Consider the following 12,828-nt stretch of genomic DNA (forward strand, 5'->3'; position numbering starts at 1 on the left):
GGAGAAAACTGCGGAGTCTTTTGGGTTTGAGCTAATTGCTAAAACTCCGCAGTTAGATTAAGTTTCTTAGGAGGACTAATCAAATATTAAAATATTAGATAAATAAATACATCTTCAGTCATTTTCAAAGGACTTGCGCTAGGAGACAGGGGTTTTAACCGCCGGCGGACTATCGGTACAAATGCCAAATCCGAAACACTGTCAGTACAAGTGCAAAATATAAACCTACCATACCCACCCATGAAACAACCCCCCAAACCCCCCGAATTCATCATCATCGGTGCCCAGAAAGGCGGCACAACATCCCTGTACAATTACTTAATTCAACATCCCCAAATCGCCCCCGCCGCCCAAAAAGAAATCCATTACTTCGACTTCAACTTCGACAAAAGCCCAGACTGGTACTGTTCCCAATTTCCCCAGCCCCAAACAGGGGAAAATCTACTAACCGGAGAAGCCAGCCCCTACTACATCTGTCACCCCCAAGTTCCCCAGCGAATTTATTATTTATGTCCCCAAGTTAAAATAATCGCGCTGCTGAGAAACCCCGTAGAGCGGGCAATTTCCCACTATTATTACTATATCAAAATAGGCTACGAATCTCTCTCATTAGAAGAGGCGATCGCCGCCGAGCCCGAAAGACTCAAAGGCGAAATAGAAAAACTCCTAGCCAACCCAAACTACTACAGTTACGAACACCAACACCACAGCTATCTAACCCGCGGCATTTACGCCGATCAACTCCCAGCCTGGATGAAACTTTTTCCCAAATCACAACTTTTAATCCTCAAAAGCGAAGACTTGTATAGCCACCCATCGGAAATCCTCAACACCGTCCTCGAATTTTTAGACTTACCGCCCCACCAACTACAAACCTACGAAAAGTACAACGCCACCCAATATCCCCCCATCAGCGAGACAGTATACGAGCAATTGAGAGCATATTTTCGATCGCACAACCAAAGACTAGCCGAATTGTGCGATCGAGATTTCGGGTGGGATTAATAATGTCATTCGTGTCAACAATCGCCTAAAAACCTTTGTGTCTCTCGTTTATAGCCAAGACCATATCCCCCTCGCATCCCCCCTAAAAAGACCATTTGGACACGGCACCCTGTCCTCCAACCCAATCGCGCGATCGAATATCCGTAGTGTGCAATAGTTAAAGATTTGTGAGGTACATAGTTGCCAAGAGAGCGCTCTTTCATAGATATTAAGAGCGCCCAAGCGCAACTACGTACCTTTTTTGTGCCAGTTGCGCTCAGGACTAAAATATTAAGCAGCGGCCGTAGCATTTGCTTCCAGAGGCTCGATTTCCTCCGGCGTAGCGTGACGGCGCGGATCGTCAAAGCTGCGTGCCGCTAGCCAGTTAGAATTTTGCGCCGCCTCGCAACCAATCACGTAAAGCGAAGATTCGTTAAAAGCAGCCCAGAGAGCATCACAAGCCTGTTTATCCATCAGTGAATCGGCAATCGGGCGATCGTGAATCAGAGCAAATAAATCAAACTCATTTCGTTTTGGATTCCACTGATATTGCAAAGTAGGAGCATAACCCATTTCGATCAATTGTGCGATCGCGCGATCGGGCGTATATCCGTCCAAATGCACCCGATTGAGATAGATAGACACTTGGACATACTCATCTCTGGCAGGTAGCAGTCGGTAATTCGAGTTAGTCATCATTATTTGTCTCCGTGCAGTAGTAATAAGAACGGCCTGCAATATCGGGGCGTTTTTCAGCCTTCATTTTATGCTCAGCACATCGTCGCTTAGCATAAAGGTCTTTTTCAATTTCAGTCTCGCCAGGGGCATAAAAAGGACGTTGAGGAAGCAGTTCGGCTTCTAAATCCTCCCAAGATTTCTCTGGGTTGTCTGAATCTCTCAGCATTTGTCCCTCGCGGTTTGCTCGAGGATGCCATTTATTCGATATAGTCGATCGGTCATCAGTCTGTTTCCTCAGTTTTGGCGCTCGTCTTGACACGCTGGGGCTTTGGCTCTAAAACGGGTTCGTTTTCCTGTAACCAAGTTTCGATGTACTCCAACAGAACCTCATTCATGCTGAGGCTACGCATGGCGCAAGATGCTTTGAACTTGGCTCTTGTCTCTTCAGGTAGATAGATTTTTACAGACACAGTTTTACTTGTACTCAAAGTTTCCATATCGCTATATCGATTTGTCTATGTGTCTAGCCTGACACACAGGCGCGCGATCGGATAGGGTCGCTTGTCGATATAAGGACTTATCGGCTTGTCCCTATATCGATATAATAACAGACATAGCCAAAAAACGACAACCGCGCCGAGTTAAACGGCATTGCCGTTTCCGTACATTTTGCAAAAAATAACTTGACATCCCCCTCTCCCTGTGCTAGCTTGTCGAATAGTATTGTGTTTAATCCACAAATCGCAGCACTTCAGCTATGTTCACAGCCAGCAGCTATTTTTATTTTTGGTACAGCCAAGTTCGCCCGGAGTGAATTGGCAATTCACTGTGAACATCCGGGCGAACCGCAGATTAACACCTGCGGTTTTGTTTTTTCTACTTCTTTCCCCAACAACCAATCGAGTACAAGCGAAAACAGCAATGACATTATTCAGTAACTGGTACTACAGCTTTTATTTTTGGCCCAACAAAAGTTCTGGGTAAATTGTCGCGCTGTCTTTTCGCACGAACCCGGAACTCTTAAAAGTTCCGGGTTTTTTGTTCTCAACCACCAACTTAAAATTCCAGGAGAATTCCCCCATGTTAGAAGCCAAACTCGTAACCAAATCTCATCCAGAACACCAAACAATTGTCAAACTCTCAGAAACAGTCTCAGTCGGCGGCGAAGAATTATTAATCATCGGCGGCCCCTGTACCGTGGAAAGTCCCGCACAAATGGAAACAGTCGCCCGCCAACTATCCGCCGCCTCCGTGCAAGCTTTGCGGGGCGGAGTCTACAAACCTCGCACATCTCCCTATGCTTTCCAAGGGATGGGAATTGAGGGACTCGAAATTTTAGCCGATGTCAGCCGGCGTTACCGTTTGCCCGTCGTGACAGAGGTAATGTCGATCGCCCAAATCGAGCCAGTTGTCACCTATGCTGATATGCTGCAACTAGGCAGTCGGAATATGCAAAACTTCGAGTTACTAAAGGCGATCGGTCAAGCCGGAAAACCAGTCCTGCTAAAACGCGGCTTGTCAGCCACAATCGAAGAATTTGTGATGGCCGCCGAATACATTCTCAGTCACGGAAATCCTCATGTAGTTCTCTGCGAAAGAGGCATCCGCAGCTTCGACAATTACACCCGGAATGTATTAGATTTAGGTGCAGTCGTAGCGCTGAAACAGTTAACTCATTTGCCAGTAATTGTAGACCCTTCTCACGCCGTCGGCAAGCGAGAATTAGTCGCACCACTAGCCAAAGCAGCGGTTGCTTGCGGTGCAGACGGATTGATTATTGAGTGTCACCCGCAACCGGAAAAATCGGTTTCTGACGCGCGGCAAGCTCTTTCTTTGGCAGATATGGTTGATTTAGTTGTTAGTTTGCGGCCTGTAGCCGCGGCCGTTGGGCGGTGCATACCCGAGATTAATGTACCTTCAGAGGTATTAAGTTTGAAGTGATATTGGTAGGAAATAATCTATAACTTTTAACGTCAAACTCTACAGTCGGTTTTAACCGAATTGAGCTTTGAGGCAGGGGGCTTAAACCCCTGCCTCAATCGGGAACAGCGCGTGTTTCACGAATTTAGATTAAAATAAAAAATAATACTGTCATCTACGAAAATTTGCTTAATTATGGCAATACTACTTAACGTTCCCTCGATCGTCTGCTCCGGCTGCGGTGATACAATTACCAAAGCCATCAAAACTGTTGACTCCGAAGCTACTGTCAATGTGGATGTCGCAGCTAAGACTGTTACAGTAGAAGCTCAAGCTTCTGAAGAGTCAATTACACAGGCTGTTGTTGCTACGGGTCACACCGTCCAAGATTGATATTGAGTTTGGTGAGGGCGGGTTTACAAGATTATTGGTCTTAGGCTGAAATTATTGGTAAAAGCCGCCCCTACACAATTTTAAATCCATTATCAATGCCCAATGCCCAATGCCCAAAAGCTTATTCTGCTTCGTCTAAGTGTTCGGCGACTGCTTGGTAAAGTTCAAAAACGTGGCGATCAAGTAAACTATAAAAAACTTGTCTCCCAACCTTGCGGTAACTTACCAACCGCATCGCCCGCAATGCCCGCAACTGGTGCGATACTGCTGACTCGCTCATACTCAACGCCGCAGCTAAGTCACACACGCACAGTTCTTGTTTTGCCAAAACCGACAGCAGTCGCAGGCGATTCGCATCTCCCAAAAGACTGAAAAACTCTGCCATCCGCTGAGCTTTTGCGGTGTTGAGAACTTGTGTTTGGATGTCCCCGGCCCGCAAACAGTCAACTAGGTGCGATGGATCGCACGTTGGTGTATCGTTTTGTTCGCGAGGCTGACTTATCGCTCCATTAACAGCAGAGTTGGGTGACATCTTTTCCCGCCTGGTTTTAATTCTCATTTTCATTTTAGTGCGATCGGCAAACCTTTTGTAACAAAACTTTTACATTCCCTTGACTAATGTCTGAATATGTGTTCAGATATTAGTAGAGACAAACAACCCCACCAGGAGAATTTAAAATGACTACCGCCACCCAAACAAAATGTGCCTGTCCTTCATGCTCGTGCGTTGTCAGCCCCAGTGAAGCCATTGAAAAAGACGGCAAAACATACTGTTCCAGTGCTTGCGCTGACGGCCACCCCAACGGCACTGGCTGCGGCCACACCGGCTGCGAATGCCACAAATAAATATTTGGCTGCAAAATAGATTAATCAACCATTCTAAAATCTATCGAAAGGGAGATGCGAACAGCGCATTTCCCATTTTTTGCGTTTTTAGGTTAAAGAAAAGTTAACATAAAGCTAAATTAAGGTTAAAATTGCATTAATAGACTCAATACAGAGCGAAAAAGCACAATTGCTACTTACGCCATACAATAGAAGCAAGTTAGCGCCGCGATACTGAGTACCAATAGTGCTATTAAAAACAGAGACCGAACCAAAAGTTGAATACCAAAAGTTTAATTAGGAGGGGGCAATGAAAGAGCGGGAAGATTTTTTACATCCTCGCAATCGCTACTACGGTGATTTCACGCCAGAAAACTTGGCGTTTAATGCCAACTTGCAGGAGTTTGCTCAGAAAATAACTTATATTTGCTCGCTGGAAACCGGGGGAAAAATTAGCGCTGAGAAAGCCTATAAAGATATTAAGGCGCTTTGGAAAGACTTAAAATCCTCTAAAAAGCAATTGGGAATTGGTCAAAAACCCCCCAGTACCGAGGAGAAAAATTCACCTTAAAGTCATCGCTGCAAACGCAGCGTTTGCAATCGAAAACCCCTGCGATTGGGAGCGCTGCGTTTTGCTGTGTACCCCGCAAATGTAAGGTGCTTGCTAGGCGCACTTTAGAAATTCTATGGTTTGGGATTTGGTGAAGTTTCTCCTGCAAAGGAAGTACAATTGCCACCGAGGCCAGAAATAATCGCGCAAGTATTAGTTTTCAGCATTCCCTGATATGTATCAGCACCGGTGCCGAGGCCGCCTAACTCGTCGCTGTAAAGTTCCTTGTCGGAAATTTCGACATTTGCCTCCCTCGCCACAGTCTCCATCAACTTCGGATTAGTTGTAGTTTCGGCAAAAATTGTCGGAACTCCTGCGGCCTTAATTTCTGAGGACAATTCGGCAATTCTTGCTGCTGTGGGCTGTTCCTCTGTTGTCACACCCTGCAAAGCTCCAGCAATCTCCAAACCGTAAGCATCGGCATAGTAACTCAGAGCATCGTGAGTTGTGACTAACTTCCGTTTTTGGGCGGGAATAGTCGCAATCTGAGCTTTTATCCAAGTATCTATTTTTTGCAACTCATCTGTTAAGCTTGCCGCATTGTTTGTATAAAGTTGAGCATTGGTGGGGGAAACTTTGATCAATTCATCCCGAATTGTTTTTACCATACGGATGCCATTTTGAGGGTTATGCCAAACGTGAGGGTCAGGGACTTTTTCGCCTTCTGCATGGGATTGGTTTGCCGTTTTCTCTTCGCCGTGTTCGTGCTCGTCTTTGCCTATCAGGGGTTTGGGAACTGCGAGTTCGTGTACGGCGATTTTGCGTGCGGAATTACTGCTGGATTGAATTAATTTAATGATGCTGGGTTCGTGGTTGTAGCCGCCGTATAAAATCAGATTTGCTGTTTCAATCGCTTTGCGGTCTTCCGGCTTGGTTTGATAGGCGTGGGGATCGTCTCCCGGCTTGATTAGACAGGTGGTGTCGATCGAACTTTGAGCGATTTCTTTAGTTAGGTCGCAGATAACGCCTGTCGTGGCGACGACTTTGGGCAAGTTGGCGACGGGACTGGCTTGAGTTTGAGTTGTGGCGGGACTCTCTGGCGCCCGGCTTGCGTTCTGTCCTCCACTGCACCCAACCAGCCCGCAGCCAATTGCCAAAACAGCCGCGCCCCACAATCTGCCAGTTTTTCCAGCCCAGTTCGTTAACATTTTCACCTTTGGAACGATAATCGTTATTGCTTTTTCGAGTTATCCTATTCTAGTAGCTACGAACAAGAATCGTTCTCAAAATCTCTAATTATGCTAGAAGTGCAAGACTTGGCTGTCAATTATCGCGGAATTGCGGCCCTCAACAGCGTGAATTTCCAGTTAGATCCCGGACAATTAACCGGTGTGTTCGGCCCCAACGGCGCAGGGAAAAGCACGATGGTGAAAGCGATGCTGGGATTGATCCCGGCCTGTCGGGGTTTGGTGAAATATCAGGGGCGACTGCTGAAGGAACAGTTGTCGCGGGTGGCTTATGTGCCGCAGCGATCGCAAATTGACTGGGATTATCCGATTACGGTGTGGAATGCGGTGATGATGGCGCGAACCGTCCAGACTGGTTGGTTTCGATCGCCCTCGAAGCAGTCGCAAGAATTGGTGAAAGCTGCTTTGCTGCGGGTGGGAATGTGGGATTTGCGCGCTCGGCAAATTGGCGAACTGTCTGGCGGGCAGCAGCAGCGGATTTTCTTAGCAAGGTCGATCGCGCAACAAGCCGATTTATTCTTTTTCGACGAGCCTTTTAACGCGATCGACAAAGCAACCGAAGAGATTATTTTCGATATTTTTGCCGAATTGAAATCAGAAAATAAAACATTGCTAGTAATCAGCCACGATTTAGGCAAAACTTTAAAACAGTACGACAATTTATTGTTGCTAAATAAGCATTTAATTGCAACTGGTTCCTGCCGGGAAGTCCTCACGGCAGCCAATATTCAAAAAGCCTATGGATACGATTTAAGTTTAGTTTCAGCGTAAGCAAAAAAAAAATATCTTTAAAATTGATTGTGACACGGGCGTCCCGCCTGTGCAGTTGATTGTGGCACGGGCGTCCCGCCTGTGCAGTTGATTGTGGCACGGGCGTCCCGCCTGTGCAGTTGATTGTAGTTGAAAAACCTATTATTGACCTAATTCAATGTTAAACCTACTAATTGAGCCACTACAGTTCGAGTTCATGCGAAATGCGATCGCCGTCGGCATTTTGCTAGGAATTCTCTGCGCCGTTGTCGGTTCCTACTTAATTGTACAGCAAATGGGAATGATGGTTGACATGATTGCCCATTCGGTATTAGCAGGATTGCCGGTGGCTTTTTCTTTAGGTTTCAATATTTCGATTGGCGCGTTTATATCGGGAATTATCAGCGCTGTGATTATGGCGTGGATTCAATCACAATCTCGTTTAAAAATTGATGCTGTAATGGCATTAATTTTATCTACATTCTTAGCAATTAGCGTCACGCTGATTAGCCTGTTGCGGACAACCAAATTAGATTTAGACGGTTTTCTGTTCGGGAATATCTTGTCAGTTGCACCTGCTGACGTGCAGCAGACTTTGGTCATAACTTTGATTATTTTGGTAGGGGTTAAACTCCTTTACAAAGAATTGCTCTTTTATACTTTTGACCCGCTGGGGGCGCAAGCGTCCGGTTTGCCTGTAAACTGGATTTATTTGGGGATGATTTCGGCGATTACCCTGACGATTGTTGCGAGTTTGCAAACTGTGGGTGCGCTGTTAGTAATTTCTCTGTTAATCGGGCCGGGAATAACCGCGTATTTGTTGGTAAAGGAGCTACATTTAATGATGGGATTAGGAGCCATCATTGGGAGTACAGCTAGCGTGACTGGTATGTACCTCAGCTATTATTTGAATATGCCATCTGGAGCGGCAATTGTATTAGTTGTTTTTGGGTTATTTTTAGTGGCTTTGCTGTTGAGTCCCAGTCAAGGAATTTTGACAAGAAAGAGAGGATAACAGTCCTGGACGCACTCTATCTGTTGTGCGATTGCGAGGTCGAGTTTACCTTCGTTCCACATTTGGTAGAACGGGTGTTTCAGCAGGTGGTTTTGGTCGAGAATACTGTGGAGTTGTTCGAGAAATTGCTGTTGAGTGACAATTGTCGATCGCCTTTGAGGATAGTGCAGCCACTAAAATGTTATTGTAATCTAGCATTTTGTCAAGACCAAGTTTTCAATTTTTATGTTGTGGTCAAACTGGTGCGATCGCTGTGCGAACTTAAGGCCCCCCGAACCCTTTGCTGCCCATAGATTGTGACCAAACCAGCAATTCACCTCCACAGCCGCCCGCGACCAGAAACTGACCTTCGGGATGCCATGCGAGACAGGAAAAACCGCCCTCTGCACCTTCTAGAATTTGCAGCAATTGTTCTGCTTCGTCCCACAAACAAACTTGACCGTCTGCGGCTGCGGAAGCTAATAAAAATGTGTTAGGTTGAAACGCGATCGCATTTACCACTTTTTCATGAACTTCTAACCCCCAAGAATCCCAACCGACACTTTCATCAGCGTGTTTTTCCCACACCGAAATGCCTTCCGAACTCGCAGCAGCTAACAAAGGCGCACCCAAGGAATTAGTTTTATCCGACCAAGCTAACTGCCGAACTTTCCCCGGAAAACCCTGCATTACCCAGGGTTCAAAATTGCCCCATTCATTAACAATTAGAGTATTGTCCATATTGCCGCAAGCTAAAAATTCCCCTTGTGGCGACCAAGAAACTGCACCTGTTGCGGAGGGTACTGATAAAATTTCCGGGTCTTCGTCCCAGTCTTCGCCATGCCAAACTTTGACACCTTGATAGCCACTAACTGCCAGATATTGAACCATAGGATGCCATGCTAAATCGAAGATAGATGATGAGTCGAAATTCAGCGTTACTTCAACAACATTATCCTCAGCATTCCATACTTGAACGTAGCGGCCCATACTGAATGCTAACTGGTTGCAGTTGGGACTCCAAGCTAACTTGTCAACCCAGACGCGCTGGTTATCCAAATCAGCAATTAATTCCCCAGAATTAACGCGCCAAATTCGGACTTTTCCATCTTGTCCGCCAGCAGCTAGGAATTGACTGTCGCGGGAAAAAGACAAGCAATCGGCTGATTTACCCGTGGCACTTTGTAGCGTTTGCAAGGACAATTCATTAACTGCCCCTACTTTCGCCAGCATCACTTCGCCGGCAGCAGAACAGACTCCTAAAGTTGTGCCATCCGGCGACCAAGTAACAGCAGTTACGTAGTCAGACAGCATTGCTTCGGCATGAAATTCCAGGGTTTGTTCACTTTTATTTGTCTTTTTGTTACCCATATTTATTGAATCAGAGATGTTGCACTATTGTTAAGAACGGGCAAGATGCCCGTTCCACAAGAGATGAATTTTATTCTTGTGGAACAGGCATCTTGCCTGTTCCTAAAAGACTTATTGAAAATGCTTCAAGATGTCAGTTAAACCAAGCACTTACGAAAATCCTCTCGCAATTGATTTTCGTTTAAGTTGCGACCGATGAATACAAGCTCGTTTTTCGGAGTTTCGGTAGCTTTCCAAGGTCTATCTGGTCTGCCATCAAACACCATGTGTACTCCTTGGAAAACAAATCGCTTGTTGTCTCCGGCGACATTCAAAATGCCTTTAGTCCGAAAGATATTCGGGCCTTGAGTTCGCAACAATTCCTCAATCCAATCGCTAAATTTGTTGCCGTCAATGGCGCCGGATTCTACTATTGCTACTGAGGTAACAGTTTCGTCGTGTTCGTGAGTGTGTTCGCCCAAAAAGTCGGGTTCGATTTCTAATGCCCGGTTCAAATCAAATGCTTTGACGCCCAACAAAGCATTCATTTCTAATTCAGCGTTGCGGGTGCGGTAAATTTTAGCCATTGCATTCATGGCGCGAATTCGCTTTTCTAATTCTGCCAATTCTTCTTCTGTCACTAAATCAGTTTTGTTGAGCAAAACTACATCAGCGAAGGCAATTTGTTCTTGAGCTTCGTCTGCGTCCCAGTGCTGCCAGATGTGCTTGGCATCGACGACGGTGACAACTGCATCTAGCAGTAATTTGTCCCGCATATCTTCGTCTACAAAAAATGTCTGAATTACGGGTGCGGGGTCGGCTAAACCTGTGGTTTCGATGACTATGTGATCGAATTTGTCGCGCCGCTTCATTAAGTTACCGATAATCCGAATTAAATCGCCTCGGACTGTACAGCAAATGCAGCCGTTGTTCATCTCAAAAATTTCTTCATCGGCATCAATTATTAGTTGGTTGTCGATACCTACTTCGCCGAATTCGTTGACGATGACTGCAACTTTTTTGCCGTGTTCCTGTGTTAAAATGCGGTTCAGTAGCGTAGTTTTGCCTGCGCCAAGATAACCCGTGAGAACGGTAACAGGAACTGATTCGATCGCCCCAGCAGTCACCATACTTTACCTCGATTATTGTACAATGATAACCATTATCGCTATTGTACACCAGGCAAGCTGGCAGCAGCAACATATTAAATAATGTTAATAAATTGTTGGTGAGAGCTTGTAGGGGCGACTTTTACCAATAATATTTGCTGCCATTCAAAATATCGATAAACCCGCCCCTCTCAGAGGACAATTAGTTGTTAATCATAGCTGCAATTCGATCGCGATCTAACTCTCGACCGATCAGCACTAATTTGGTTTGGCGGAGTTCCGAAGGTTGCCAAGGGCGATCGTAAAAATATTCTATGCGCGAGCCCACACCTTGCAACACCATCCTCATCGGTTTCTTGGGAACCGCCACAAACCCTTTAATCCGATAGATTTCCTCCTGCTGCATCAAGGATTGCAGTTTTTTCACCAATGCTTCAGGTTCAAATTCGCGATCGGCAATAAAGAAAGTCGAGTTGATATCATCATCGTGCTCGTGTTCTTCCTCAGTGTCGTGGTGACTCGGGCGAGACTCCAAATCATCCTCAACCGCCGCATTAAATCCCATTAGCACATCAGGGTTAATTTCGCCACCTTTGCAGGGAACAATTTTCACACTCGGACGCAACTCTTGTTGCAACCAGCTTTGGACTTTCTGGTGAGTTTCAGCATCTACGCGATCGACCTTCGTTAAAAGTACCATATCGGCACAGGCTAACTGGTCTTCAAACAATTCCTCGATCGGAGTTTCGTGATCTAAACTAGAATCAGCCTGTCGCTGTGCCATCAAAGCATCAATATCACCAACAAAAGTACCGCTAGCAACAGCTTCGCAATCGACAACAGCAACAACACCGTCCACTGTAGCACCGGTGCGAATTTCCGGCCAGCGAAAAGCTTGAATCAAAGGTTTAGGAAGTGCGAGGCCAGAAGTCTCAATTAAAATACAATCAATTTGTTCTCTGCGCTTCAACAATTCCTGCATAGTCGGCAAGAATTCCTCTTGAACAGTGCAGCAAAGACAACCATTTGTTAGTTCTACAATGTTGCTGCTGACATTTTCTTCTTCCTCGCAAACTTGGCAATCGCGCAGCAATTCTCCGTCAATACCGATTTCGCCAAATTCGTTAACCAGAACAGCAATCCGGCGACCTTGATTATTTTGCAATAAGTGGCGAATTAAGGTAGTTTTGCCGCTACCGAGAAAACCAGTGATGACAGTAACAGGAATTTTGTGCATTGATAGTTTTATGCTTATTTGGTGATGGGATATCTCGTTCCGAGGCTCTGCCTGGGAATACTAATCTAGAGGCTCTGCCTCGCTGGAATAAAGGAGCGCTTTTAATACGAGGCAGAGCCTCTGCGTATGCGTTACCAGGCAAAGCCTAGGAACGATAAGGAAAAAACTAAAGTCCTTACTACAAAGCTATCTAATTTGGTAGTGGTGGAATCTTTGCTAAAACACCTTTTTTCAGAGCTTGAGGACGCTCAGACCAAGGCAACAAACCGTCCGGTTTAGCATAGTATTGACCCGCGCATTCGAGTACCGCCTCGACGCTTTCCGACTCATTTGCTGGTAAATCGCCAAACAGATAAGTGTACTTTCCAACAGCAGCAAAAGACACCGCACAAGAGTGACTGCAAGCACTCATGCACTCAACCTCTTGAATCTCAAACTTATCAAAAAACTCCCAATCTTTAGCGAGTTTCGACAAATTTTCCATAAATTGTTGACCGCCGCTTTTACCTTCGCGCTTGCCGTTTTTCCAAACACTAGCGCAAGCAGTGCAAACAAATAGACTGTGCTTTGTGCGTACAGCCGTGTTAATTCCATCCATCATCCGTACCTCGCAGATGCGTTCAAAAGTGAGTTAGATATCGGCGGGCATTCTGACTTGAGAAACCACAACGGTTTCATTACAGTTGCGGGACAGCGCCGGACTTGCACCGAACTTTCCCCGTTTCCTCTAACGGCTGCTCCCCGCTAGAACCGATCGCGAAATCACATCATACCGCACTTGCCGCCTTTTT

At 45.8% G+C, this 12,828-nt stretch carries 17 protein-coding genes and 1 riboswitch; of the genes, 8 read left to right on the plus strand and 9 right to left on the minus strand.

Annotated features, from left to right (window positions below; translation table 11 throughout):
* Window positions 1-240: 240 nt before the first annotated feature.
* Window positions 241-1,005: a sulfotransferase domain-containing protein gene (locus QUB33_RS17300; protein WP_333351877.1), complete on the plus strand. Its 765-nt coding sequence runs from the start codon at window positions 241-243 to the stop codon at window positions 1,003-1,005.
* A 270-nt stretch (window positions 1,006-1,275) separates the two neighbouring features.
* Here QUB33_RS17300 and QUB33_RS17305 read toward each other — a convergent pair whose 3' ends face one another.
* From QUB33_RS17305 to QUB33_RS17315, 3 genes are read right to left on the minus strand one after another with little or no spacing between them, the layout of a single operon-like run.
* A complete protein-coding gene (locus QUB33_RS17305; protein ID WP_333351879.1) occupies window positions 1,276-1,683 on the minus strand; it encodes a hypothetical protein in 408 nt (135 codons plus the stop codon).
* Entirely contained in the window at window positions 1,673-1,888 is a 216-nt protein-coding gene (locus QUB33_RS17310) for a hypothetical protein (protein ID WP_333351881.1), read from the minus strand. The genes QUB33_RS17305 and QUB33_RS17310 overlap by 11 nt, the downstream gene beginning before the upstream one ends.
* Window positions 1,889-1,943: 55 nt before the next feature.
* Entirely contained in the window at window positions 1,944-2,159 is a 216-nt protein-coding gene (locus QUB33_RS17315; protein WP_333351883.1) for a plasmid partition protein ParG, read from the minus strand.
* A gap of 228 nt (window positions 2,160-2,387) precedes the next feature.
* Between QUB33_RS17315 and QUB33_RS17320 the strand changes: the two genes are divergently transcribed.
* From QUB33_RS17320 to QUB33_RS17330, 3 genes are all read left to right on the plus strand, one after another.
* Window positions 2,388-2,600 (plus strand): hypothetical protein, encoded by a 213-nt coding sequence (locus QUB33_RS17320; protein WP_333351885.1) that lies wholly within the window; start codon window positions 2,388-2,390, stop codon window positions 2,598-2,600.
* Window positions 2,601-2,700: 100 nt separating this feature from the next.
* Window positions 2,701-3,603 carry a 3-deoxy-7-phosphoheptulonate synthase gene (gene aroF, locus QUB33_RS17325; RefSeq protein WP_333351887.1) on the plus strand — a complete coding sequence of 301 codons (903 nt, stop codon included), beginning with the start codon at window positions 2,701-2,703 and terminating at the stop codon, window positions 3,601-3,603.
* A gap of 174 nt (window positions 3,604-3,777) precedes the next feature.
* Window positions 3,778-3,975 (plus strand): heavy-metal-associated domain-containing protein, encoded by a 198-nt coding sequence (locus QUB33_RS17330; protein ID WP_333107044.1) that lies wholly within the window; start codon window positions 3,778-3,780, stop codon window positions 3,973-3,975.
* 121 nt (window positions 3,976-4,096) lie between these two features.
* On the opposite strand, the gene QUB33_RS17335 is transcribed toward QUB33_RS17330, so the two are convergent.
* The gene (locus QUB33_RS17335; RefSeq protein ID WP_333351889.1) at window positions 4,097-4,507 is read right to left on the minus strand and encodes a metalloregulator ArsR/SmtB family transcription factor; all 411 of its coding nucleotides are present in this window, start codon (window positions 4,505-4,507) and stop codon (window positions 4,097-4,099) included.
* 146 nt (window positions 4,508-4,653) lie between these two features.
* Between QUB33_RS17335 and QUB33_RS17340 the strand changes: the two genes are divergently transcribed.
* Both QUB33_RS17340 and QUB33_RS17345 read left to right on the plus strand, forming a co-directional pair.
* Window positions 4,654-4,821 (plus strand): metallothionein, encoded by a 168-nt coding sequence (locus tag QUB33_RS17340; protein WP_333351891.1) that lies wholly within the window; start codon window positions 4,654-4,656, stop codon window positions 4,819-4,821.
* A 289-nt stretch (window positions 4,822-5,110) separates the two neighbouring features.
* A complete protein-coding gene (locus QUB33_RS17345) occupies window positions 5,111-5,371 on the plus strand; it encodes a DUF7219 family protein (RefSeq protein WP_333351893.1) in 261 nt (86 codons plus the stop codon).
* Between the two features lie 113 nt (window positions 5,372-5,484).
* On the opposite strand, the gene QUB33_RS17350 is transcribed toward QUB33_RS17345, so the two are convergent.
* A complete protein-coding gene (locus QUB33_RS17350) occupies window positions 5,485-6,558 on the minus strand; it encodes a metal ABC transporter solute-binding protein, Zn/Mn family (RefSeq protein WP_333351895.1) in 1,074 nt (357 codons plus the stop codon).
* Between the two features lie 90 nt (window positions 6,559-6,648).
* On the opposite strand from QUB33_RS17350, the gene QUB33_RS17355 reads away from it, so the two are divergent.
* Both QUB33_RS17355 and QUB33_RS17360 read left to right on the plus strand, forming a co-directional pair.
* A complete protein-coding gene (locus QUB33_RS17355; protein ID WP_333351897.1) occupies window positions 6,649-7,368 on the plus strand; it encodes a metal ABC transporter ATP-binding protein in 720 nt (239 codons plus the stop codon).
* 157 nt (window positions 7,369-7,525) lie between these two features.
* Window positions 7,526-8,362: a metal ABC transporter permease gene (locus QUB33_RS17360; RefSeq protein ID WP_333351899.1), complete on the plus strand. Its 837-nt coding sequence runs from the start codon at window positions 7,526-7,528 to the stop codon at window positions 8,360-8,362.
* Between the two features lie 261 nt (window positions 8,363-8,623).
* Here QUB33_RS17360 and QUB33_RS17365 read toward each other — a convergent pair whose 3' ends face one another.
* From QUB33_RS17365 to QUB33_RS17380, 4 genes are all read right to left on the minus strand, one after another.
* On the minus strand, window positions 8,624-9,712 hold the full coding sequence (locus QUB33_RS17365) for a WD40 repeat domain-containing protein (RefSeq protein WP_333351901.1): 1,089 nt from the start codon (window positions 9,710-9,712) through the stop codon (window positions 8,624-8,626).
* Between the two features lie 137 nt (window positions 9,713-9,849).
* A complete protein-coding gene (locus QUB33_RS17370; RefSeq protein ID WP_333351903.1) occupies window positions 9,850-10,821 on the minus strand; it encodes a GTP-binding protein in 972 nt (323 codons plus the stop codon).
* A gap of 181 nt (window positions 10,822-11,002) precedes the next feature.
* A complete protein-coding gene (gene cobW / locus QUB33_RS17375; protein WP_333351905.1) occupies window positions 11,003-12,037 on the minus strand; it encodes a cobalamin biosynthesis protein CobW in 1,035 nt (344 codons plus the stop codon).
* Between the two features lie 190 nt (window positions 12,038-12,227).
* Window positions 12,228-12,638: a DUF1636 domain-containing protein gene (locus QUB33_RS17380; protein ID WP_333351907.1), complete on the minus strand. Its 411-nt coding sequence runs from the start codon at window positions 12,636-12,638 to the stop codon at window positions 12,228-12,230.
* Window positions 12,639-12,660: 22 nt separating this feature from the next.
* Window positions 12,661-12,807, minus strand: a riboswitch (cobalamin riboswitch).
* Window positions 12,808-12,828 lie beyond the last annotated feature (21 nt).

The sequence above is a fragment of the Microcoleus sp. B3-A4 genome, assembly GCF_036705385.1.
Lineage (GTDB): Bacteria > Cyanobacteriota > Cyanobacteriia > Cyanobacteriales > Microcoleaceae > Microcoleus.